At 33.5% G+C, this 26,238-nt stretch carries 15 protein-coding genes; 3 read left to right on the top strand and 12 right to left on the bottom strand.

The annotated features are described in order from the left end of the window. Nucleotides 1–8: 8 nt before the first annotated feature. From GKZ86_RS23080 to GKZ86_RS23035, 10 genes are all read right to left on the bottom strand, one after another. On the bottom strand, nt 9–2,249 hold the full coding sequence (locus tag GKZ86_RS23080; protein ID WP_154785400.1) for a GH92 family glycosyl hydrolase: 2,241 nt from the start codon (nt 2,247–2,249) through the stop codon (nt 9–11). Nucleotides 2,250–2,259: 10 nt separating this feature from the next. Beyond that, on the bottom strand, nt 2,260–3,744 hold the full coding sequence (locus GKZ86_RS23075) for an alpha-L-fucosidase (RefSeq protein ID WP_154785399.1): 1,485 nt from the start codon (nt 3,742–3,744) through the stop codon (nt 2,260–2,262). 219 nt (nt 3,745–3,963) lie between these two features. After that, nucleotides 3,964–6,285, bottom strand: coding sequence for a family 20 glycosylhydrolase (locus GKZ86_RS23070; RefSeq protein WP_154785398.1), 2,322 nt, complete (start codon nt 6,283–6,285; stop codon nt 3,964–3,966). A 6-nt stretch (nt 6,286–6,291) separates the two neighbouring features. Then, nucleotides 6,292–9,432 carry a glycoside hydrolase family 2 TIM barrel-domain containing protein gene (locus GKZ86_RS23065; RefSeq protein ID WP_154785397.1) on the bottom strand — a complete coding sequence of 1,047 codons (3,141 nt, stop codon included), beginning with the start codon at nt 9,430–9,432 and terminating at the stop codon, nt 6,292–6,294. Between the two features lie 189 nt (nt 9,433–9,621). Continuing rightward, nucleotides 9,622–10,650: an isoaspartyl peptidase/L-asparaginase family protein gene (locus tag GKZ86_RS23060; protein ID WP_154785396.1), complete on the bottom strand. Its 1,029-nt coding sequence runs from the start codon at nt 10,648–10,650 to the stop codon at nt 9,622–9,624. 6 nt (nt 10,651–10,656) lie between these two features. Continuing rightward, complete coding sequence (locus GKZ86_RS23055) at nt 10,657–11,736, bottom strand: putative glycoside hydrolase (RefSeq protein ID WP_154785395.1); 1,080 nt, start codon at nt 11,734–11,736, stop codon at nt 10,657–10,659. A gap of 6 nt (nt 11,737–11,742) precedes the next feature. Then, nucleotides 11,743–12,813, bottom strand: coding sequence for a carbohydrate-binding family 9-like protein (locus GKZ86_RS23050; RefSeq protein WP_154785394.1), 1,071 nt, complete (start codon nt 12,811–12,813; stop codon nt 11,743–11,745). Between the two features lie 7 nt (nt 12,814–12,820). Continuing rightward, complete coding sequence (locus GKZ86_RS23045; RefSeq protein WP_154785393.1) at nt 12,821–13,786, bottom strand: glycoside hydrolase family 130 protein; 966 nt, start codon at nt 13,784–13,786, stop codon at nt 12,821–12,823. A gap of 94 nt (nt 13,787–13,880) precedes the next feature. Continuing rightward, nucleotides 13,881–15,758 (bottom strand): sodium:solute symporter family protein, encoded by a 1,878-nt coding sequence (locus GKZ86_RS23040; RefSeq protein ID WP_154785392.1) that lies wholly within the window; start codon nt 15,756–15,758, stop codon nt 13,881–13,883. 50 nt (nt 15,759–15,808) lie between these two features. Next, a complete protein-coding gene (locus GKZ86_RS23035) occupies nt 15,809–18,037 on the bottom strand; it encodes a GH92 family glycosyl hydrolase (RefSeq protein ID WP_154785391.1) in 2,229 nt (742 codons plus the stop codon). A 122-nt stretch (nt 18,038–18,159) separates the two neighbouring features. On the opposite strand from GKZ86_RS23035, the gene GKZ86_RS23030 reads away from it, so the two are divergent. After that, nucleotides 18,160–19,218 carry a sensor histidine kinase gene (locus tag GKZ86_RS23030; RefSeq protein ID WP_154785390.1) on the top strand — a complete coding sequence of 353 codons (1,059 nt, stop codon included), beginning with the start codon at nt 18,160–18,162 and terminating at the stop codon, nt 19,216–19,218. Between the two features lie 65 nt (nt 19,219–19,283). Then, nucleotides 19,284–20,000: a LytTR family DNA-binding domain-containing protein gene (locus tag GKZ86_RS23025; RefSeq protein WP_154785389.1), complete on the top strand. Its 717-nt coding sequence runs from the start codon at nt 19,284–19,286 to the stop codon at nt 19,998–20,000. 244 nt (nt 20,001–20,244) lie between these two features. Here GKZ86_RS23025 and nagB read toward each other — a convergent pair whose 3' ends face one another. Then, nucleotides 20,245–22,158, bottom strand: a complete 1,914-nt coding sequence (gene nagB, locus GKZ86_RS23020) for a glucosamine-6-phosphate deaminase (RefSeq protein ID WP_154785388.1) — start codon at nt 22,156–22,158, stop codon at nt 20,245–20,247. Between the two features lie 145 nt (nt 22,159–22,303). After that, nucleotides 22,304–24,400, bottom strand: a complete 2,097-nt coding sequence (locus GKZ86_RS23015; protein ID WP_154785387.1) for an alpha-L-fucosidase — start codon at nt 24,398–24,400, stop codon at nt 22,304–22,306. A 275-nt stretch (nt 24,401–24,675) separates the two neighbouring features. On the opposite strand from GKZ86_RS23015, the gene GKZ86_RS23010 reads away from it, so the two are divergent. Next, a complete protein-coding gene (locus GKZ86_RS23010) occupies nt 24,676–25,695 on the top strand; it encodes a proline-specific peptidase family protein (protein WP_154785386.1) in 1,020 nt (339 codons plus the stop codon). Nucleotides 25,696–26,238: the final 543 nt, after the last annotated feature.

The raw sequence follows: 26,238 nt of genomic DNA, 5'->3' as shown, positions 1-26,238 counted from the left end.
TGTTGTTTTTAATTTTGAATCACTTTCAGCTTTGTTCCATTTACAAAATCTTCGTGCGAAATAAAAAAGCTATTAAGTGGTTTTCCGTTTATCTCAATCGAATTGATTTTTCCATCATTATTGATTTGTCTTTCAATTACAATACTTTCTTTTTTATAATATCTTGGATCTAATTTGATCGTAATTCTATGAAACATCGGCGCTGTAATGGTGTAAATTGGATCGCCGGGAGATATCGGATAAATTCCCATCATAGAATAAACTAACCATGCAGACATTGTTCCTGTATCGTCATTTCCGGGTAATCCATTTGGTTTGTTTTGAAAATATTCGTTTACCAGTTTTTTGACCATTTCCTGGCTTTTATATTCTTCTCCTTTTACATAATTAAATAAATATGGATAAGCAATATCCGGCTCGTTTGCCATATCAAATTGTTTGATATCAAAAACCTTTTGCAATTGATCCGAGAAAGCTTTGTCGCCGCCCATTAACTTTTTAAGTCCAACAATATCATGTGGCACCATAAAAGCATATTGCCATGCATTACCTTCGATAAAACCAACATTTTCCTGAAAATTAGCTCCTGCTTCAGGATCAAAAGGTTCATACCATTTTCCGTTAGCGGTTCTTGGTCGAAGTAATTTTAAATCTTTGTCATATAATTTTTGGTAGGAAAGTGAACGTTTGGTAAAACGCTTATAATCTTCTTTTTCTCCTAAAGCTTTTGCTAAAAGTGAAATCGCATGATCTGACGTATTATATTCCAGCGTTGTAGAAACGGGACCAGGATAATTAGTTGATAAATACCCTTTCCCGATATATTCTTTAAGTCCCGGACGCAACGGATTTTCTTCAATTTGATCTGCAGCTTGTACCATTGCATGATAGGCTTTGTAAAAATCAAAATCCTGAATTCCTTTTAAGAGGGCGTCGACTATAACAATACTTGAAGGATCTCCTACCATTGTAAATGTCTCTGTTGAATTTAATTCCCATTTTGGTAACCAGCCGTTTTCATCATACATTTCCAACATACTTTTTATCATATCCGATTGTTGTTTAGGATAAACTAAAGACGTTAGCGGATGCATATTTCGGTATGTGTCCCACAAAGAAAATACGGTATAACGAGTACCATCGGTTTTACCAATCTTGGTTCTTTTTATTTTAGGATATTCTCCGTTGACATCATTTAAGGTATTTGGATGAATTAAAGTGTGGTATAGTGCAGTGTAAAAAATCGTTTTATCATCTTCTGATCCGCCTTCGACTAAAATCTTCGAAAGTTCTTCGTTCCACTCCTTATAAGTATCTTTATAAACAGCTTCAAACGATTTGTTTCCTGTTTCTTTTTCTAAATTTTCTCTTGCATTTGCAATACTTACATACGAAATTCCAATTTTCACCTCAACAGTTTCCTGTTTATCAAACTTATACGTAAAATAAGTTCCAATACTGTCACCAACAACCGTTTTAATGGTATTGTCCATCATTCTGGTTTTGCCGTTGTAGGTCATCCATTGTGCTTCTGTACCTTCATATTTTGATGGCTTTTTCCAAACGCCGAATTTGTTTGCTGGTTTAGAAAATTTCGCCACAAAATAAACAGGATATGCATCTTCTGGACTATTATAACAAAACGAGCCCACGCTTCTCATTCCTTCAATTTCCGAAGGCGATACGACTTTTACCATTGCACCTTCTTCATTGGTTAGACCTAAACCAAGATTCAGTAAAATATTCGATTGCCCTTTCGGGAAAGTAAACTTGCTTACGCCTACTCTTTTTGATGCTGTAAATTCTGCTTTTACATTGTATTTGTCAATGTCTACACTATAATACGCTGCTTTTGCAACTTCATTTTTATACGTTGAACCGTATTTTAAATGATTGGTTTCTACAGCTCCTGTTGTTGGCATTACTATTAAAACGCCTAATTCAGGACAGCCAACGCCGCTTATATTAACCTGGCTAAATCCGGTTAAAAAGGTATTTTCATTTACATACGGATTCGATAGCCATTGACTGTCTTTCTCCAGTTTATTCTGTTTTCCGGCAACATTAAAAGGGCTAATACTTGCCATGCCTCTTGGCGCAATCGGACCCGGAAAAGTCGCTCCGTAATTAGAAGTTCCAATAAACGGATTTACGAAATCTGCAGGTTCTTGTGCAAAAATAGTGATGCTAAAAAACAGCATGTAAAAAATACATGCTGTTTCTATAGTTATCCTCTTGTTTAAAAACATATTCTTTTTTCTATCTGTTAATAGCTTCAATTTTTAAAGTCCACGCTTCTTTACATGGTAAATTGTTTCTTAAATTTTCAGGAATCACAACTTTAAATCCTTGCGCTTCTTTAGTCCATTTTAATGAAGTTTTAGAACCTAACATTGTAATTTTTGTTCCTTTTTTAGGATTGATCGATTTTATAACCACTTCTGCAGGAATTTTATCTTCTCCTTGTTTAGCCAAATAAAACAAGAATACATTTCCTTCTTTGTTTTGTGTCATACAAATATTTTCTTCTTTAAAAGGCTCGATTGGTTTTGTATTATAAATAGCGGTACTATTTACTTTCATCCAGTCTCCGTATGCGGCCAATAAATCGTAAGCTCCTTGTTGCCAATCTCCTTCCGGACTTGGAGCGATATTCAATAATAAGTTTCCGCCTTTTGCAACAATATCAACCAACATGTGAATTCCTTCTCTTCCTGTTAAATATTTAGCATCCGGAGTGTAAGACCATCCACCGCCAGAAGTAATACAAGATTCCCAAGGATAAGGCAATGTTTTTGCAGGAACACGACCTTCAGGAGTTAAATAGTTTTGGTTTTTTCCGTGAACGGCTCTGTCAACTACGATTAATCCTGGTTGTTTTTGACGTGCTTTTATAACCAATTCGTCCATTTTAGGATCCTGATCTACGACTCTGTGTTTGATAAAACCATTTTTAGATTCGTTTTCTGCAAACTTTTCGTCATAGTTTTCTTTTAAGTTTTGTTGGTCTCTTTTTCTAACCCAACCTCCATCTAACCATAAAATATCTACTTTACCGTAATTGGTAAGAATTTCTAAGATTTGATTGTGTGTGAAATCAACATATTTCTGCCATTTTTCCGGATATAATGATGGATCGTAGTTTACGTTTCTGTCGAAAGGAGGAAAATAAGGATCCCAATAGTTTTCGTTATGCCAGTCTGGTTTAGAGAAATAAGCTCCTGTTGAAATATTTTCTGCTCTAAAAGCATTGAAAACTTCTTTTAAAATATCTGCTTTTGGATTAACGCTGAACGGACAATCTTTATCTGTTACTTTATAATCAGAATATTTAGTGTCGTACATATTAAATCCGTCATGGTGTTTTGTTGTAAAAACCATGTATTTCATTCCTGCCGCTTTTGCTGCTTTTGCCCATTTTGTCGGGTCGAATTTTGTTGGATTAAATGTTTTTTTCAAACCTTCATAATCCGCTACATATTGATTATAATTCGCCGGATTACTTCCTTTTTTGCGTTCACACCATCCATAATCTTCCGGACATATCGACCATGATTCTACAATTCCCCATTGGCTGTATGTTCCCCAGTGCATTAACAATCCAAATTTTTTGCCTTGCCATTCTTCTAAATTTTTCAACACTAACGGATCCGTTTCCGGTACATAGCGCTCATCTTCATAAATGGCCTGCGAAAACATTTGAACGGAAAATAATAATGCGATTATGAATATTCCTCTTTTCATCTTTACTCTTTTTTATAGTTTTTTATTCTTTGTTTTTTGTTTTTGGTCTGATTTTTCAAACACATAGAGACATAGTTTTGATAGTTTAAAAAAGGCGTTTCACTTGTAATAAAAAACATAGCTATGTGTAAGACACTAGTTTCTTTTTATATTCTTTTTATTCATTTAAAAAAAAATCTATGTTTCTATGTGTTTAAAATTTTCGTTTCTAAAAGCTTTTTAATTCACTAAAATTTCATCAACAAACAACCATGAAGATTCCCCTTTCGGACTTTTCTTTAAGTTATAAGCGATTACTTTTACAAATCTTGTGCTGAGTTTTTCAAAACTAATTTTAAAATCTTTCAACTCTGAGCTCACGTTGGCAGCATACGGACGTAATACTTTTCCAACTTGTTTGTATTTGATTCCATCATTTGAAACCAAAACTTTTATCTGCGTTGGAAAATTAACTCCTGCGCCCTGACTTTCTAACGTTCCAATTATGACTTCCTGAATACTTTCCTGTTTTTCAAGATCAACCACAAGTTCCATATCGTTTACCAGCCAGGCTTGCCATTGTCCGTCGTGAAAATTTTTGGAACCTCTAATCGTATTTACCATTGTAAACTTTCCATCTCCTTTATAATTTTCATTAAAAGGCGTTAAGTAACTTACTTTATGCGCTACTGCTTTATGAAAAATAATAGTGTCTGTAAATGTTTTTCCTACCGGTTTATCATCCTGAAATAAAGAAGCTTTTAAAACTGTTGTTTCTTTGAATTCAATTGGAGTTGTATATTTTATCGGATTATGTTCAATATTTTTATCGCCCAAAACGTAACGAATATCCGGGTTTGGAAATTCATTTTTCAACGTCACATTAATTTGTTTTTTACCCAAATCTGCACTTGAAGCAGCAGTAACCAAATAAGCGCTTTTTGCATAATTGATTCCCATATAATTATAACGCTGTAATAAAGACGTTAATCTTCCTGTAAAATCAATCCAGTTACGGCTTTCTTTTGTACTCCACAATGTTTCTGATAAAGCTGCCAATCTTGGAAAAATCATGTATTCTGAATCTTTTGGACCTGATAAATGTTCTGCCCATAAATTTGCTTGTCCGCCTAAAACATGTTTCGCTTCTTCCGGTGTCATTGCGGGTACAACAGGATCAAATTTGTAAACTTCATTTAGTGGATTATAAGCATCAAAAGCAATCGGTTCTTCGTTTTGCGGGCCTTGATAAAAATTAAAATAGCAAGGAGATTCCGGCGTCATGATCACATCGTGTCCTTGTTTTGCTGCGTCAATTCCGCCTTGAGTTCCTCTCCAGCTCATAACGGTAGCTTCAGGAGCCAAACCGCCTTCTAATATTTCATCCCAGCCGATAATTTTTTTGCCTTTAGAATTGATGTATTTCTCCATTCTTTTTACAAAATAACTTTGCAGTTCATGGGCATTTTTCAATCCGTTATCTTTCATTCTTTTTTGACAATTCGGACATTTATCCCAATTCGTCTTAGTGGCTTCATCCCCACCAATATGAATGTATTTTGATGGAAAAATGGTAATTACCTCATCAATTACATTCTGCAAAAACTCAAATGTAGTTTCCTTTCCTGCACAATAAATATCGGTAATAGGCCATAATCCTCCGGACGGAACGCCAATGCGCTGATCGAAACAAGCCAGTTCAGGATAAGATGCAATAGCGCTGCTTACGTGCGCCGGCATTTCGATTTCAGGAATAATTTCGATGTTTTTGGTTGCAGCGTATTTTACGATTTCTTTTAATTCTTCCTGAGTTAAAAATCCTCCGTAAGTTCCTTTTTCATCAGGGTTTGTGGTAAGTCTTGCGTTCCATGCCAAATTTTCCTGATCTACTCTCCACGCACCAACTTCGGTTAATTTTGGATATTTTTTTATTTCGATTCTCCAACCCTGATCGTCTACTAAATGCAAATGCAAAACATTCATTTTGTGCATTGCCAGACGATCTATGGTTTCGATTACATAATTTTTATCAAAGAAATGACGTGACAAATCAAGCATTAAACCTCTCCATTGAAAACGGGGTTTGTCATTAATAATCACATTTGGAATTTGCCATTTTTGGTTTGGTAAAACATTTTTACTTTCAATAACAACCGGAAGCAATTGTCTAATACTTTCTAAAGCATAAATAAAACCTGCATTTCCCTTGGCCGTAATGGTGATGTTTTTAGAGTTTACATCTAATATATACGCTTCTTTTTCTAAATTCTGATCAACTTTAAATTGTATAAAATTGCTTTGAGGAACTGCCGCAGAAAGCTCAGGACGAAATCCTGCTGCTTTTTCAAACTTGCTTATTAAAGCATTTGAAATGTCTTTCTGGAAATCTGTAGTGGCTACAAATTTTGTAGCTGCAGAAAATTCAAAAACACCTTTATTAATCAGCAATTGTGATGGTTTTGGAATAATCTGAATATCTTTTTCTGTATATATTTTTTGGCTATATCCAGAATTGAAAACAGTACATAAGATTACGACAAGGAATGGTTTTAATATCCTCATAATGAATTATTTTATTGATGGTGTTATTTTAAATTGATACTGATAGGTTTTGCCTCTCAACAAATATTTTTCCATTGGCCATGCTTGCCAGCTGTCGATTCCGCCAACTCCCATTTGTTTGTAATCAATTTTTAAACTTGTTAAATCTCTTTCTTTTAATTCTGCAGCATGTCTCTGGTCTTTTTGCAGACCATCGTCTAAATCTTCGGTTAAATAATTTAAAGCTGTTACGGCTAATAAATCATCTGATGTAACTGTTATTTTCAATTTATCATTTGATAATTCTAACCAGCGAACATCTGTTTTGTTTCCGGTTTCCTGCGGACGGATGTACGGATAATATTGCTCTGAAACGGTTTGGTTGTAAACTCCAACTTGCGCGCTGTAATTTCTGTCGATATAATTTTCGTGTGGCCCTCTTCCGTAATAACTCATGTTGCTAAAATCTTTCGGAACAATTATTTCCATACCAAATCTTGGTAATACCGGCTGTTCTTTTGTTTTGTCAATATTTAATTTCTCTTTTACGACTAATTCTCCGTTACTGTTTATCTCGTAATTTAGCTCTAAAGTCGAAGAAACCGAAGATAAATTATAAATTGCTTTTATCAAAATCCTATTGTGTTTTGTCGCTGAATAAATCCAGCTTACAAGTGTTGGATTTTCTGTAGCTTCTTTCCAGGCTTTTAAATTTATTTGAAGATTAGCTCCAAAATCATTATCGTTTGGTGCTCTCCAAAAATTCGGACGCAACTGATATCCTTCTTTTATAATTGGCTGATTATTGAACAAATATCCGTTTATGAATCCTGTTTTTTTATCGAAAATTATAGTTGTTTTATCGCTTTTGAATGTTGTATTATTTACGTTTTTTTCAACTGTAATTTTTGATGCTCCCTGAATTTTTATATCATTTTTCCAGGTTCCTTTATACGCCAACTGTTCTGTTGCAATTTGAAAACCTTTTGGTAAAAACGGCTCATCTTGTTTGATGTGATATGTTACAACAATAAAAGCTTCCTGAAACTCTTTTTCTTCTACATTAACTGGCAGTTGAAATGTTTTAAATTCATTTGGTTTGATATCTAAATTATCAATAGTTCCAATGGCATCGTCTTTTCCGTCTAAAACCAATTTCCAATGTAAGCTAACATTACTTAAATCTTTAAACGAAAATTCATTATAGACTTTAATTGTTGCTGTTGATTGATTTTCCCATGATGTCAGAATGTTTTGCATCACGTTTCGTACTTCAAGAGCATGCGGATTTGGTTTTCTGTCTACCGTAAATACGCCGTTGTTTACAAAGTTGTTATCGCTTTTTACATCTTTTGGTCCAAAATCTCCGCCATACGCCAAAATACGAGTTCCGTCAGGTTGCGTTTTATAAACTGATTGATCGATCATATCCCAAATAAATCCTCCCTGAAAGTTTGGATATTTTCTGATTACATCCCAATAATCTTTAAAATTTCCCATCGAATTACCCATTGCATGTGCGTATTCGCATTGAATATAAGGTCTTGACGGATTTGGATTTGCAAGAATATATTCTTCCATTTTATTTGGAGAACTGTACATTGGGTCGATAATATCAGAATCCCATTCAAATTTTAAATCTTTTCCATCCCACGCTCCTGCAGTCGCTCTTTCGTACTGAATTGGTCTTGATTTATCACGGTTTTTAATCCATAAATATCCTCTGTAAAAATTATAACCGTTTCCTGCTTCGTTACCCATACTCCAGATAATCACCGATGTATGATTTTTATCTCTTTCGATCATACGTTGCATCCGCTGAATATGCGCTAATTCCCAATCTGGTTTATTTCCTAAGGTTTTGGTAATATCATAACCCATTCCGTGTGATTCGATATTAGCTTCATCGACTACATAAATTCCGTATTTATCGCATAATTCGTAGAAATATTCATCGTTTGGATAATGTGACATTCTTACGGCATTGATATTAAATTCTTTCATCAATTTAATATCTTGTTCCATACGTTCTCTGGAAATCGTTTGTCCTGTTACCGGATCAACTTCATGACGGTTTACTCCTTTTATGTAAATGGCTTTTCCGTTTACTAAAAGTTGTCCGCCTTTGATTTCTACTTTTCTAAAACCTACATTTTGATTGATTACTTCGATAACATTTCCTTTTTTATCTTTTAAAAGGAAAGTTATTTGATATAAATTCGGAATTTCAGCGCTCCATTTTTTAGGATTATTTACTGCAAAATCGAAGGTTTGTTTTTCGTTTAATGCCGTAATAACTTTTGAAGCCACAACTGTAGCGCCGTCTTTAAGCTGAACGTCTAAAGTGTAGTTGTCATTTTTATTTAAATCGGAGAATTGAGTTGTTATTTTTAAAGTTCCGTTTACATAAGAAGCATCTAAGTCCGGAATAATTTCATAATCTTTTAAGTGTGCTTTGTTTCTGGCAATCAGATAAGAATCACGTGTTATTCCGCTCATTCTCCACATATCCTGACATTCTAAATACGAACCGTCGTTCCATTTCATTACTTGTAATGTAATGGTGTTTTTTCCGGTTTTTACATATTTATTTAAGTTGAATTCTGAAGGTAATTTTCCGTCTTCGCCATAACCAACATAAACGCCATTTACCCAAACGGTAAGATTTGATTTTGCGGTTCCTATGTGAAGAAATATATCTTTTCCTTCCCAGGATTTATCAATTGTAATTTCTTTTCTGTAAACTCCTGTCGGATTATAATTTGTTGGCACAAACGGGGGATTTGGCGCCATTAAATAATCAAAATCGTAGGTTGTATTAACATAAACCGGAAATCCGTAACCGTTTACATCCCAACTCGCCGGAATTTTAAAATTATCCCATGCTGAATCGTTAAAAGTACTTTTTTCAAAATCTTTTGGCAATTCACCCGGGCTGTTTACATATTTAAACTTCCATGGTCCGTTTATATCCAAATAATTTTTCGATTGTCTCCATTCATTTTTAGCAGCTAATGATTCATTTTCAAAAACATAATAAGCAGCGTGCATGGGCTCTCTATTATCTTCATTGATTTTTTCATTTTGCCAAAACGGAACTTTTTCCTGCGCATTAACAACTACTATTGAAGCAATTAAAAATGCTAATATGGATATTGATTTTTTCATTATTTGTTTTTTTATTCTCTGTGTGTTGTTTTTAAAACATAGAAACATAGATTTTTAAAGTTAATAAAAGGTGTGGGGCTTTTATTTTAAACTTATGAGAGGATAAAATCTATGTTCTATGCCTAAAATTTACACTTTTTTTATTAAGGTTTGTCATTTCTCCCTTCGGTCGAAATGGCAAAAATTGCTTTATTTATCCCAGGACATTTTAAATTTAGCATCTTCCATTCTGTGCCCTTTTTCATCATCTGAAATGGCATAATTAAATCCTGATCTTAAACTGTAACCTGCATATTCTCCGTTTTTATTTAATGCAATAAAACCAACTTGCAGATATTCCATGTCTTTGTGGTTTTTATGTTTGTTATAAATACGTTCTGTAATTTCTTTACAGGCATCAAATGGTGATTTTCCCTGACGCATTAATTCGACAACCATGGCGCTTCCTGCGGTTCTGATAACGGCTTCGCCTAATCCGGTTGCAGCTGCTGCTCCTACTTCGTTATCAAGAAAAAGACCCGCGCCGATGATTGGGGAGTCACCGACGCGACCGTGCATCTTCCAGGCAGCTCCACTTGTGGTACAGCCTCCGGCCAGATTGCCGTCTTCATCTAACATTAGCATGCTTATAGTATCGTGATTTTCTATATTAATAACTGGTTTGTATTTTGAATCTTCCAGCCATTTTTTCCAGTCTTTTTCAGATTCCGGAGTTAATAGGTTTTCTTCTTTAAATCCTTCTGATAATGCAAATTGCAATGCTCCCTGACCTGCCAGCATAACGTGTGGCGTATTTTGCAATACTCTTTTTGCTACTGAAATTGGATGCATAATACCTTGCAGAAAACAAACTGAACCACAATTACTATTATGATCCATAATACAGGCATCCAAAGTCACTTTTCCTTCGCGATCCGGATATCCTCCATAACCAACACTGCGGACATTCGGATCTGCTTCAGGAATTTTGAGACCGGCTTCTAGCGCATCTAAGGCTGGTTTTCCGGCTTTTATTTGTTTCCAGGTTTCTTGATTTGCAGGTAAACCATGATTCCATGTCGAAATTACGATTGGCTTTTTTGTTTTTTTTGAAGGAAATTCTAATTGGCCCTCTTTTTCATCTTCGTGATTTTTTGCAAATCCGCTAAAGCCCAAAACAGAACTTACGGCTAATGTGCCTAAAGTTGCTTTTTTTATAAAATTTCTTCTGTTTGACATGTTGCTTTAATTTAAAATTGCTTTTGTTTCTTTGATGGTTTTCAGATTACTTTCTGTTAATGCATTTCCGTCAAAGAACGAAACTCCTACGGCTCCATTTTCTTTGGCCAGTAAAATCGCTTCTTTTAATTCTTTATCTGATTTTAATCCGGGAATATAAATTCCTGTATTAATTTTTGTTTTTTTATGTTCTAAATCGGCAACTCCTTGCTTTGTCGCGTATCCAACCCAGTCAATTTCTTCATTATAAAAACTATGATAAATCATTGGATAAACTTCATCAATATTCCATTTATCCCAACGCTGACGTACCATGTGATCTGCCATTTCAGGATAAGGAAATACGGCTGCTGTTAGTTTTTTATTGTGTTTGTGGGCAATTTTGTAAGCATCATTTACAACGGCTTGTATCGCATTTAACCTGAAATTTTTCCATTCCATATCGATAGAAGTATTGTGGCTTTCTTTTGGATTTTTATGATGAATTCTTTCAAATGCTTTGATACATTCATCACAATAACAAAAATCAAATTGAGGTAATTCTACATCCTGAACCAAATTGTATTTTGGCAATAAACTGATTGGCAAAAAGATGTCCGGGAAACGAATATAATCTAAGTGAACGCTTTCGATTCCGTCTACTTTTGCAAGTTCTTCAACTAACGCTAAAACATGTTCTCTTGATTCTTTTCTGGTTGGACATAACCATTGATAATAATCTACATAAGGGCGATTATCAAAACAAGATTTTCCTTCTTTGCTTACCATATACCAATCCGGATGTTTTAAGGCAAGTGAATCTCCGGGTCTGTTCATGGCCATAATCCAGGCGTGAACTTTTAAACCTTCTTTTGTGGCTAAAGGCACTAATCTTTTTAAGAGTTTTGGGTCTGTTGTTGTATTGATTAATACTTCATCAATTCCGCCATCTTTATATTTTTTAAATTCTTTTGAATATTCTGCGTCAGATTTTTTGGCATCGGCAGTTGTCCAGACTCCAAATTTAAAAGTGGTTTGTTCTTCTTTTTTAGCACAAGAAAAAATACTAAATGCCAATAAAAAAAGTAATAGTTTTGGTAGTTTCATAGTGGTTTAGTTTGCTATTATTTTGCCATCCTGCCTTATTATATAGGTTTGATTAGAAAAAGGACTTTTTACCGAAATATTATATCCTGTTGCATGATTTTCTACTACTGGTTTCAAAATTTTACCGTCGACATTAATGGTTTCTTTAGTAAGATTGGCTAAAGATTTTGCCCAGGTTTTATTTTTTTGATAATATTCTTTTTGAGCTCTGTATAAATTGTATAGCTCCCATTTTATTTTTTCATCCTGTGGAATCGTAAAATTTTCTTTTCCTTCTTTTGAAGAAAAATAAACATATCCCCATTTCTCGGGTTCATGCATATTGATGACTCCCATTGGTGACCAAACCCAGTTGTACTCCGGCAAGAACTTTCCGTCAGCATCTTTTTTGCGTTCGTAACTGCCATTATTTATGGTATGTTGCCAGTTTACTCTTGAGAAATTAACTCTCCAAAATTTATCTGTTGGTACATTTTTTTCATTATAAGATGTTCTATAAGATGCCCAGGGAATTGCCATTTCTAATACCCAACCTTCGTCAGTATCGTTTGGGTTATTAAGCGTTCCGTTGATTTTTACCGCTGATTTCAGGCCTGGAATATTCCAGTCGTTTAATACAACATTATCATTTTCTCTATATGGTTTTGACAGAAACAGATCCCAAGCTGTATTTAAAGCATTAATTTCTAATTCATAATAGTTAAAAGTGTCGCTATCGGGATCAATGAATACTTCAAAATCGTTGTTGTAAAAAATAATGGTGTCTCGTTGTTTTAAATTTGCCCAAACATGTGGTTCATCAAGCTTTGCTAATATATAAAAATTGGTTTCATCCCAGAGCATTTTAACTTTTGTTCCATATTTTGGTTTTACGTCATTCTCTATATCTTCAAAAAGATCTGTCCAATCTGTTTTGCTCCAGGCTGCATCAGACTCGTCTCCGTCGATTACAATTGTATTTGTAGTTTTACCGGCTACGTAAGTTTTAGGTATAACGGTATTTTTTTTCGATTGCGAAAAACCCGCAATCGAAAAAAACACTAAAACAATTGTTAATCCTCTTAATTTTAAATGCATGCTTTTTTTATAAACTATTATCTTTTGTAAACTGAATTACTTCACTTAATTTACCAAATGCTATTGCTACAGCGGTATCTGCTGCGCCATAATATACGGCCAACTTATCTTCTTCTACATTATGCAAAGCGGCACACGGGAAAACTACATTTGGCACGTCTCCAACCATTTCATAAATTTCCGCAGGTCCTAATAAATAAGGCTGTGTTCTGTATTTTACTTTATCTGGTGAATCGACATCTAAAAGTGCTGATCCCATTGCGTAACGAAAACCGTTGCAGGTATTGATAACACCGTGGTAAATCATTAACCAACCTTCTTCAGTAAGTATTGGGATTGGTCCTGCTCCTACTTTTGTACATTGCCATGCGCTTTGTTCAAAAGGAGATGGTTTCATTACCAATCTGTGTTCTCCCCAGTATTTCATATCCGGGCTGTAGCTGATCCAGATATCTCCAAAAGGTGTATGTCCGTTATCACTTGGACGGCTTAACATAGCGTATTTTCCGTTTATTTTTTGAGGGAATAAAACTCCATTTCTGTTGAATGGTAAAAAGGCATTTTCGCATTGAAAAAACTCTTTAAAATCAAAAGTATATCCAATTCCGATAGTTGGTCCGTTATATCCGTTACACCATGTAATCCAGTAACGATCTTCGATGAAAACCACACGTGGATCGTATTTATAAGCAGATTCGATCATTTCAGTATTACCTGATTGCATTACAATTGGTTCATGATTAATGTCCCAATCGATTCCGTTTTCACTAAAACCGGCAAAAATATTCATTTGAACCGCTTTATTATCACATCTGAAAACACCTGCAAATCCGTCTCCAAAAGGAACTACAGCACTATTAAAAATACTGTTTGATGTTGGTATAGCGTATCTGTCAATAATTGGATTTTCAGAATATCTCCACATTACGTCATTGCTGTTTTCGGGTCTGTCTTGCCAAGGAATTGTACTCATGATCTCTTTCGTTTTTGTTTGTTTTTTTGTTTGTTTTATTTTTTTCTGATGCCATCCTGAAGAAGGAAGACAAACTGTGACTTCTATATCTTAATTAATCTTCTATTTTTCGAACTTTATCTAACCAAGTGAATTTTAATATTGTTGTTGTTACTAAAAACACAACTAATGCTGCAATTGCTTTTGGATAATCTCTGATAATGAAAAATATCGGAAGCAAAATCATACTTGACTGCCATACAATTCCGATAACGCAATTGAGCATATCTTTCCAGAAATCATTATTTTTTTCGAAAGTCTGATCTTCAATTTTTAATGTTTTGTAAACCGGATTCCACCAACCCCAAGGTCTTACGTTTTTGTAAAAAGATCTTAGTACTTCCATATCTGTTGGTTTACTTAAAAATGTTCCAAGAATACATCCTAAAATAGAGAATCCAAATATTATTGGGAACAAGTAAATGGCTTGTACTTGTGCTAAATCGTATAAAAATGATCCTTCTGTTAAACTTCCTTTTGCCTGACCTAAAGCAAATTGTAAAGAAGCTACAACTAATCCTGAAAACATTCCCCAGAAATAACCCCAGCCATTAAATCTCCACCAAATCCATTTTAAGAAATTGGCTGCCACATAACCTCCGTATAATGCGCTTGTTATCCATAAGGTTAGCGAATTGATTGAATCTGCAAAAAATCCCATAAAAACTCCTAAACCAACAACAAGGAAAGAAGAAATCTGACTCACTTTGATGTAATGTTGATTTGTCGCAACTGGTTTGAAATATTTTTTATAAATATCATTTACAATATAAGCCGGTCCTGCATTTACAAATGCTGAAAATCCGGACATAAAAGCGGCTAATAAACCTGCAAGTAAAATTCCTTTTATTCCAACAGGAATATATAGGTTAACAACTTTTGGCATTAACAATTCTAAATCGGCTCCGGTTAAACCTGTATTTGCATTCAATTCCGGTGCTAAATTTACCAACGCGATTACTACGATTCCGGTGATTAATAAATATCTTGGAATGAATAAAATCAAGTTCGTGAAACCACTCATATAAGCTGCTTCTTTTACTGATTTTGTAGAAAGAATTCGTTGTAAATCATAACTTGGTGTTGGACCTGCAATACTTGCAAAAAATCCTTTAAATAATGTCATTCCGATAAAAGCTCCAAACATTTTATATCCTTCAGAATCAATCAAGTGATTGAAGGTTTGGAATTTATCACTCCACTGGGTTTCAAACTGCCATCCGAAGAAAACATTTTTCCATTCTTCGGTAATAACTGAATTTATCTGAAGATCCGTGTAATTGATAAAAGCGTATCCGGCAATTAAAACTCCGGCAATAATCATGATTAAATATTGTACAACTTCTGTTGCTACTACAGAAAACATTCCACCTTTTACGGTATAAATTGTAGTTAAAAATATGATTAGCAAGGCATAAGATCGCTCTGATGTTAATAGCAATAAATCTCCATAATGAAGGCTTAAATCCCAAGGAAGAATAATGGTTACGAATTTCCCAATTCCTTCAAAAAAGTAAGCGATAAAACCAATTGTAGAAATAATGGCAAAAATGGCAACAATAATATGCGATGCTTTTCCGGCTCTGTCGCTTCCAAAACGAGTTAAAATCCATTCAGAACCTGTCATTACTTTTGATCTTCTTATCCAGACGGCCAGGAACATCATTACGAAAATCTGATTCCAAATTGGCCAAAGCCACATAAACATGAAACTTTTTACTCCATATAAAAACAAAACCCCAATCATCCAGGACGTTCCTGAAACATCAAACATCCCTGATCCGTTGCTCAGACCTAAGAAATACCATTTAATTGTTTTTCCGCCAAGGAAATAATCATCCAGTCCTTTTGATGCTTTTCTTGAAATCCAAATTCCTATTCCTACTGAGAGCAGAATATAAGCTACGATGATTGATACGTCAATAATATCCATTAATTTTATTTATTTGTTAGTTAGTTACGTGGTTAGTTATTATTTAATCCCTAGCTTTTATTGGGTTCGGCGCCCATTACAAAATGTAAAATTCCGCCTTGCAATATTTGTTGATGTGAGATTACTGTTTTATTAAATGGAATACCATTGAGTGTTGCTGACTGTATGTAGAAGTTTTTGTCTGAAACATTTTCTGCTTCAATTATAAACGTTTTTCCTCCTTCAAGATTAATTTTTGCTTTTTCGAAAATCGGGCTTCCAATTTCATATTCTCCAGAAGCCGGATTCATTGGGTATAATCCCATTGAGCTGAAAACATACCAAGCTGACATTTGTCCACAATCTTCGTTTCCGCTTAGTCCGTTTGGTGTTGTGTTGTATTGTGTATCTAAAATATGACGTACCCAATATTGTGTTCTCCAAGGCTGATTGGCATGATTGAACATGTATGCAATATGGTGACTTGGCTCGTTTCCGTGTGCGTATTGACCAATTAATCCTGAAATATCTGCCGAAACATTGTTTCCTGTAATTTCTGAGCTTTCTGTAAATAACTGCTCTAAACGCTTGGTAAAGGTTTCATTTCCACCATGAATCGAAATTAAATTATCAACATTTTGTGGTACAAACCAACTGTGTTGCCAGGCATTTCCTTCGGTATAATCTGTATGTTCTCTGTGGTTTGAATGTTTTGCATCGAAGGGTTCGTTCCAGGATTTTCCATCTTCAGATTTTCCTCTCATGAATCCGGTTTTCGGATCAAATAAATATTGATATGCTTTTGATCTGTTTAGAAAAAATTGGTAATCTTCATTTTTTCCTAAAGCTTTGGCCATTTGCGCTACACACCAATCATCGTAAGCATATTCTAAAGTAATGGTAACTGATTCGTCTAATAAATTATAAGGAATGTAACCGTATTTTTTGTAGAAATTCAATCCGCGTTCGTCCTGCATCATAGTGGTTTTCATTGCTTCGTATGCTTTTTGGGCATCAAAACCTTTAATTCCTTTTAGGTATGCGTCAACAATTACCGGAATGGAATGGTATCCTGTCATTGTATTCGTTTCATTGGCGTATAGTGTCCAGACCGGTAATATCTTTTTAGTATCATAATACGCTAACATTGAGTTTACAATGTCTGAAGTTTTGTCTGGAGCCAATAAAGTCAATAAAGGATTTTCGGCTCTAAAAGTATCCCATAGTGATAAGGTTGAATAAGCGGTATAATCTTTTGCTGTAACAATTTGATCATCCTCTTTTCTAAATTGACCGTTTTTATCACTATAGGTTACTGGGGCAACTTGGGCGTGGAACAATGCGGTATAAAAAATTGTCTTTAATGAGTCTGTTGGGGTTTCAACTTCAATTTTGCTTAAAGCAGTATTCCATATTGAAGCTGCTTCTGATTTTGTTTTTTCGAAAGTAGCGCTTTCTTCATCTAGATTATCTTTGGCATTTGCCACACTAACAGATGATAAGGCTACTTTTACAAATAATTCATTTGTATTATTTGCATTGAAAAATAATTGTGCTGCTGTATTTTCTCCGTCAGCTTTATTTCCTGTAATAATTTGTTTATTAGCAAGTAAAACGGATTCTGAAATGGGTTTTGAAAATTTTGCTACAAAAAATACTTTCTGATTTTTTGCCCAACCTGTACTATAACGGTATCCGCTAATGGTATGTTCATCTTCAATCGTAATTCCGGTTTTTAGGGCTTTATCCCAATTAATAGCAAAACCAAGATCAATGACAACTGATTGTTTGTCATTTTTTGCAAAGGTATATTTATGGAAGGCTGTGCGTTGTGATGAAGTTAATTCTACATTGATTTTAGGATCTTCAAGAAAAACTTGGTAAGAGCCCGGTGTTGCTTTTTCGTTAACATGACTGTATTTGGATTTATAAGGTAATTGATCTCGTGAGGTTGTTTTTGTTGTTAAATCAAGTTTTTTATTGGTTGGCATAAAGAGAATATCTGCCAAATCTCCAATTCCTGTTCCGCTTAAATGTAAATGACTGAATCCGGCAACAATAGAATCTGAATGATGATACCCGGAACACCAATCCCAGCTCGAAATACCGTTATCAGGACTTACCTGAAGCATTCCGAAAGGAACTGTTGCTCCCGGATAAGTATGCCCATGACCGCCTGTACCAATAAAAGGATCAACATGGTTAACAAAAAGTGTGTTTTGATGGTTATTTTTGTTTACATTTATTTTGCAACTTGCAGCCAAAATGATAAATAAAACCAGCAGGGTAAAATTCTTCATATAAAACAATCTTAATTTAACTTTAAATTTATATAAATTGAACTTTTATTAAAATTAATTTAGACGGACGACACATAAACTTAGATAAACATCAAAAAAAGTCATAAAACGTAACACATATCATGATTTTAAATTCAAGCAAATTATACCGCATTCAATTGCAGTATCACGTTATATTTTGGTTAACTTATTTCGTTTTTAATACTTTTCGATGGGGAAGTTATTTTAATGATTATTGGTATTCTTTAAAAACAAATTTTTTAGGTTTTCCTATTCACATGGCATTGTGTTATCTGAATATACTGGTGCTTATGCCTAATTTGGTTTACAAGAAGAAGTATCTTCTTTATGTTATTTCTGTTTTATGCGCCATATTTATTATGGTCGTTTTAAAATTCAATCTTACTTATTTATTAATAACGCATCAGGTTTGGCCTGAAGGTCCTGAAACTATAGATAAATTAACCTTGAATTATACGATTGATATGATGATGGGTGAACTTTATGTAATGACTTTTGTAACGGCGATTAAGATTACTTTCGATTTTTTAAGGGAACAAAAAAGGGTAACCGATCTTGAGAAATCGCAATTAGAAACAGAATTGCTTTTTCTGAAATCTCAAATTTCTCCGCATTTCTTTTTTAATACACTAAATAATATTTATTCTTTATCTGTAGAAAAATCAGATAAAACTCCAAAAATTGTTCTTAAACTTTCTGAGTTAATGCGTTACATGTTATATGATACAAAAAGTACACGACAAACTTTAGAGAAGGAAATACTTTGTATTCAGAATTATCTGGATTTGGAACGTATTAGAAATGATGGCCGTTTAGAAGTTAATATGTCTATTTCCGGAGATATTCATGATAAAGAAATTAGTCCTATTATATTACTTACCTTTATTGAAAATGCTTTTAAGCATGGCGTAAATAAAAATACAGGAAAAGTCTTAATTGATATTGATTTTAAGGTAAAAGGAGATTTTTTGCATTTCACTATTACTAACCCAATGCCGGAAATTACGCAACATAAAGACCTTTTTAACAAGTCTAGTGGTATAGGTTTAGAAAATGTACAAAAAAGACTTGAATTAGGTTATAATAAAAATGACTATAAGCTTTCATTTAAAAATAAAAAGGATATTTTTGTCGTAAAGCTTGTAATTAAGGTGGCTTAGAGACAATTGAACCTTTTTTTACAACTATACCTACTAAAATTATTTCTTTCTAAAAATTATAACCAATGAAGATAAATTGTTTGATCATAGATGACGAGCCATTGGCAATTAATGTAATTAAAAATTACCTGGAGCCAGTTGAAAATTTTGAGGTAGTAAATACTTTTAGTAACCCGATTGAAGGTCTTAATTTTTTAAAAAGTAATAAAGTCGATGTTGTTTTCCTGGATATTAATATGCCGGTTCTCGATGGTATCAATTTTATTAAAAGTTTAGAAAACCCGCCTATACTTGTTATTACGAGTGCGTATAGTCAATTTGCAATAGAAACTTATGAATTGGATGTTTTAGATTATTTAGTAAAACCAATTGAGTTTCCGAGGTTAATGAAAACGCTTAACAAAATCAGCAAAAGACTTAGTAATAATACCGGCAATGTTCAGCAGGAAAATAATACAGAAAGTCCTTTTATTTTTGTGAAGATTGACAAGAAAAGAATGAAGAAAATCTTTTTTAATGAAATTCTGGTTATTGAGAGTTTAAAAGATTATTTGAAAATAAACACGCTTACAGGAAAATATATCATACATAGTACATTATCTGATTTTACAGATTTATTACCGGAAAGAAATTTTTTAAGAATACACAGATCTTACACAATTGCCATTGATAAAATTGATGCCGTTGAAGGAAATAGCATCGAAATTGAAGGTCTTAGATATGTGATTGGAAGATCTTATATCGATCATGTAAAACAAAGAATTTTGAATTCTCCGATGTAAACTGAAGTTTGAGTTTAATTGAAGATTATTAAAAAACCTTTATCAAAGTTTAAAAGCTTTGATAAAGGTTTTTTAGTTTTTGATTGTGGAATTACGTTGTGCCCTTCGACTTCGCTCAGGATGACAAAAAATTACGTTGAAAATTAACAAAAAAAATGCGACCATAAAGGTCGCATTTCAACATACAGGTAACTAACCAAAATAAACCATTAAAAAATAATTTATTGTATTTTATTTTAGAAAACTAAAAATGATATCTTTTGAATGCTTCAATTGCTGAGTAATCAGCCAATCCTAAAGCATGATATTTTTCTGCTGTTAATCTATTTCTATCTTCTACTCTTACCCAAAATTCTCTACTGTCATCTCCCTGAAACATCACTCCGTCTTTTTGAGATTGGTGATAGAAAATAGCATGACGCTTTTTAAGAACCTGATCAGGACTCATTGGAACCGCCATCTCGATTTGGTAAGATTCCCATTCATGCCATGCTCCTCTATATAACCAGACCCAGCAATCATCCATAAATTTATTGTGCTTTAATCTTTTTAAAGCTTCAAACAAACTATCTAAACAAACTTTATGGGTTCCATGAGGGTCTGCTAAATCTCCCGCAGCATAAATTTGATGCGGTTTTATTCTTTCAATAATATCACACATAATTTGAATATCATCTTCTCCAAGATTATTCTTTTTAACAGTACCTGTTTCATAAAATGGCAAATCTAAAAAGTTAACATTCGAATCCGGCACGCCTAAATATCTGGTGGCTGCAACAGACTCACTTCTTCTAATTAATCCTTTTAATTTTCTAACTTCTAATGAATCAATATCATTTGCTTTTTTACTTTTCAAAAAGTTAATAATATTTTCAGATTCAACAGAATTAGCATTTAATGCTTTAGAAATTTCTGCAAATTTTAAAGCTTCTTCGTTTGAAACTGCAATATTTCCAGAGGTTTGATATGCAATATGAACGTCATGTCCTTGCTCTACAAGTCTGTCAAAAGTTCCTCCCATCGAAATAACATCGTCATCCGGATGTGGACTAAAAATGATAATTCTCTTTTTTTCCGGAGTCGCGCGTTCTGGTCTGTAAGTATCATCTGCGTTCGGTTTTCCTCCAGGCCAACCTGTAATGGTTTGCTGCATTTTGTTGAACATTTTAATGTTCAAATCGTATGCAGTTCCTTCTTCTGTTAAAACACTTGACATTCCGTTATCATTATAATCTTTGTCAGTTAATTTAAGAAAAGGTTTTTTGGTCAATTCGCTTAACCAGGCCACTGCTTTTAATTTTAACTCATCTGTCCAGATTACAGATTTTACAAGCCAAGGTGTTTTTACTCTCGTTAATTCTGATGAGGCTTCGGTATCTAAAACAAATGTTGTGTTGTTATGCTGTTGTAAATACGTTGCGGGCACTCTTGAAGAGATTTCCCCTTCTATTGTTTTTTTAATTATTTCAGCTTTACTGATTCCCCATCCAAGCAATACAATTCTTTTGGCATTTTTTACAGTACCAATTCCCATTGTAATCGCTTTTCTTGGTACATTATCGATACCTAAAAATGAAGATGCTGCATCCTGACGCGTTAAATGATCAAGTGTTATGCTTCTTGTTCCGGAATTAACGTGAGATCCCGGTTCATTAAAACCGATATGTCCTGTTCTGCCAATTCCTAATAGTTGAAAATCCAATCCGCCATAGGCTTTAATTTTCATTTCATAATCTATACAATATTGTTGTAAATCTTCATTACTTACATTTCCATTCGGAACATTAATATTTTCCGGATGAATATCAACATGATTAAAAAGATGCTCATGCATAAAATAATAGTAACTCTGAATATTATTTTTATCCATTGGATAATATTCATCTAAATTAAAGGTCACTACATTAGCAAAACTTAAGCCTTCTTCTTTATGTAATCTAACTAATTCTTCATAAACTTTTATAGGCGAAGATCCTGTTGCCAACCCTAAAACGCAAGGCTCATTTAATTCATCTTTTCTTTGAATTATATTTGCTATTTCTTGGGCAACTAAAACAGAAGCTTCTTTTGATGATTCAAAAATAACATTGTGAACCTTCTCAAAACGAGTTTCCTCGAATTTCCCAGCTTCTTTAAAATTTATGCCTTCTTTAATCATTTACCTGTTTTGTTTAATTTATATTATAAAATTAAGAATTAGCCTGATTATTAAATTAAAAATTCGACTAATAACCTGTTAACTTCGGCAAAAGACATAATTGGAAACTTTAAAAAAATTCAACAGCAATTAAGATTCATTTTTTTTACTTTTCTATCACATTTATTTCACCAATAGAAACCGACTGACCTTTTCCTTCTGCAGATTTCGCAACAAATCGAAGGTATCTTGCTTTTGTTTCAGTAAATGTTTTCAGTTGTTCTATCGGATTATTTTTAATATTTGAAAATTCTCCCTCAGATTGTATTGTCCATTTTACGTTATCTAAACTCGTATAAAACTCATATTTAGAAATTAAATTAAGATTGTTTCCTACTTGCTGCGGAACATAAGTAAAACCGTTTATTTTTAGAATAGCTCCCATATCAATTACTACTTCTTGCGGAAGTTTATTGGTATCGTTTCCAAAACCCCAATCTGTAGCTGGATTTCCGTCTATAATTCTATTTACCGAATTCATATCGCCACTTGAAGCGGTAACAATTTTCCATTTTTCTTTAGAAACACCATATTTTGCAATTATTACCGCACTGCTGATATTTTCTTTTTTATTGATCGCAATTGCTTTTATCTGAACTGCTTTATTGTATTTAAACACTCCTTTATATAAGGTACTTTTTGCAGACGGCGCAGAACCATCAACAGTATAATAAATAGTATTTCCTTCTTCAGACTTTAGAGTGACATTTCCATTTTTATCACGTTGAATTTCTGGTGTGCGCACAAAAGTTGGTGCATTATAAGCCGCAATATTCGAAATAACAATACTCGCTTTCGAATCAGTAATATTTATTTTAAGTGCCGAAGCTGTAACTCTTTCTATTCTTAAAATTCTTTTATACCCAATCGTTGTTTCATTAGCAATCGTTATCCATTTTCCATCAACTTTAGCTTCAACAGTAAAAGCTTTAACTCGTTGTCCTAATTTTATATATTCCTGAAGTAGAATTCGATCGATAGCTTTAGGTTTATCAAATTCAAATACAATTGATGCTGTTTTTACATTATCATTTGTAGCCCAATACGTGTTTTTATTTCCGTCAACTACATTTTCAGGTGCAAATTCATTGCTATTTGCTCTAGTATTATCTGAAGTAATTTTACTTCCTGCTAATAATTCGGTTTTAAAATCTTCTTTTATAGTTGCAACCAGTTCTTTTAATCTTGCTTCATCATTTTCATGAACAAGACCTCTTCTGTCTACCGGAAGATTAAGTAATAAAGTGGCATTTCGACCAATCGATTCATAATAAATATCGACCATTTCGTCAAGCGGACGTACTTTATCATCTTCAACAGCGTGGTAAAACCATCCTGGTCTTATTGATACATCTGCTTCACCCGGAACCCATTTCTCTCCATCTTCATGACCCGATGTAAATTCAGTATAATGTACTTTTCCTGCTAACTCATCTTTTTGACGTAAAAGTGACCAGTTTGTTTTACCAGCGCGACCTTCTTCGTTTCCAATCCAACGCGCTTCTGAAGGGCCAACTCCCCAAACTAATGTTTTTGGTGCTATTTTGTAAATTAGTTTATAGGTCTCATCCCAATTATAATATTCAAGTGTATTGATTTTTCTGGTTTCGTTAGCTCCGCCATAATAACCATCGCCGCCATTGGCACCATCAAACCACATTTCGAAAACATCTCCATAATTGGTTAGCAATTCTTTTAACTGATTTCTGAAATACGTAACGTATTCAGGTTTTCCATAATCTGCACGATTTCTGTCCCAGGGCGAAAGATATAATCCTAATTTTAAATCGTATTCTTTACAAGCTGCAGCTAATTCTTTAACAAGATCGCCTTTACCATTTTGCCAAGGAGAATTTTTCACAGAACGTTCTGTATAAGCCGATGGCCATAAACAAAATCCGTCGTGATGTTTTGCTACTAATATAATTCCTTTCATTCCAGCTGCTTTCACCACACGTGCCCATTGGCGGACATCTAAATTGGTCGGATTGAAGAGCTCAGGAGATTCATCGCCATAACCCCATTCTTTATTGGTAAAAGTATTTAATGAGAAGTGTACAAAAGCATAAAATTCCATTTCGTGCCAGTCTAATTGCTTTTGTGTTGGCAACGGACCAAATGGTTCAGGTGATTTTGCTAATTCCTGACTATTAATTGGTTCTATTAAGCAAAAAAAACTCAGTATTAAAAATATATTTTTCATCAAGTATCGATTGATATTTTGTTGGTTAGCTAATTAAAAAGCTAAATTTAAAGTAAATCATTGTTTTGATTAACACTATTTCGACCAATAACGTTTTTTGGAGAGTATTGGGAGCCGGAAGATATACAAAATGATATTATTTAAGATTATACAAAAATTACAAAAACTAGCTATATAAATTACACACATTCAAATACAAATAGAACCTTATTAAGTATAATTATAATTTGTATTTTAGTTAGCACAAAAATCGTCAAACCTCAATTCTAATAAACATGCGCTCAATTCTTCTTTTAGCATTAATTGCTCTTACAGTTTCGTGTAAAAATGAAACAAAATCAGAAACACTTTCAAATTATTTTACCTACAACGAAAATAGTAATGTAGAATCTGCCGGGGTAAAAATGATTCCAATTAAAACTCCCTTTGGAGAATTCAAAGTATGGACAAAACGTTTTGGCAATAATCCAAAAATAAAAGTACTATTATTACATGGTGGCCCGGCAATGACACATGAATATATGGAATGTTTTGAAACCTTTTTTCAACGTGAGGGTTTTGAATTCTATGAATATGATCAATTAGGATCATATTATAGCGATCAACCAAAAGATAGTACTTTATGGACAACAGAACGTTTTGTTGAAGAAGTAGAACAAGTACGTAAAGCTATAGGAGCTGATAATAATAATTTTTATGTTTTAGGAAATTCATGGGGAGGAATTCTTGCAATGGAATATGCATTAAAATACCAAAAAAACTTAAAAGGTTTATTGGTTGCTAATATGGTTGCCAGTGCACCAGAATATGGTAAATATGCAGATGAAGTATTAGCTAAGCAAATGAAACCCGAAATTCTGGCAGAGATAAGAGCTTTAGAAGCAAAAAAAGATTTCAATAATCCTCGTTATATGGAATTATTGATTCCAAACTTTTATCAACAACATCTATGCAGATTAAAAGAATGGCCAGATGGTTTAAAACGAGCAAGTAAGCATGTTAATGGAGAAGTATACACTCTAATGCAAGGACCTAGTGAATTCGGTATCAGTGGTCGCTTAGCAAAATGGGATGTAAAAAATCGTTTAAAAGAAATAACAATTCCAACCTTAATGATTGGAGCTAAATATGACACTATGGATCCAAAAGCTATGGAGGAACAAAGCAAGTTAGTTCAAAAAGGACACTTCTTATATTGTCCAAATGGAAGCCATTTAGCAATGTGGGATGATCAGAAAGTTTTTATGAATGGTGTTATTCAATTTATACATGATGTAGATACTGATAAATTTTAAAATTACTAAGTCAAATATTAAATTCTCACTTCTTAAATAGCTTTAAATGTTTTATCTCCTTTGAAATCTATCTAAATAAATAACAATTTGCAAAAAAGCTTCTTATTAATTTAAGAAGCTTTTTTAGCTTAATTTTTACAACCTCCAATATAAATTAAATAATCTTTTGCTAATTCAAAGCATTATCAGATGTAAAGATATTTTATAATTATTGCGTACAATAATAAAGCACCAGTAACTGCCCATTCCCATTAAATAGATGATACAATAAAAAATCTCTTTAAGTAAATATAATTTAACAGAAGCAAGAAATAATTGCTGTTTAGTAGTGATCCAACTCAAGCGATTGCAAAAAGAAGGATTAAAAGATCTAATTAAGGCTAATTTTAGAAGAATAAAATCTCTAGAAGTTAATTTGAGGGAAAATAAAAAACTTTTATAAAACAAAAAACACCCTATTCATAAGAATAGGGTGTTTTCAAAAGAAAGGCGACGACATACTCTCCCACATAACTGCAGTACCATCTGCGCAGGCGGGCTTAA

The sequence above is a fragment of the Flavobacterium sp. LC2016-13 genome, assembly GCF_009707955.1.
Lineage (GTDB): Bacteria > Bacteroidota > Bacteroidia > Flavobacteriales > Flavobacteriaceae > Flavobacterium.
Note: the sequence above shows the minus strand (reverse complement) of the source record. Positions and strands in the feature narration are given on the sequence as shown.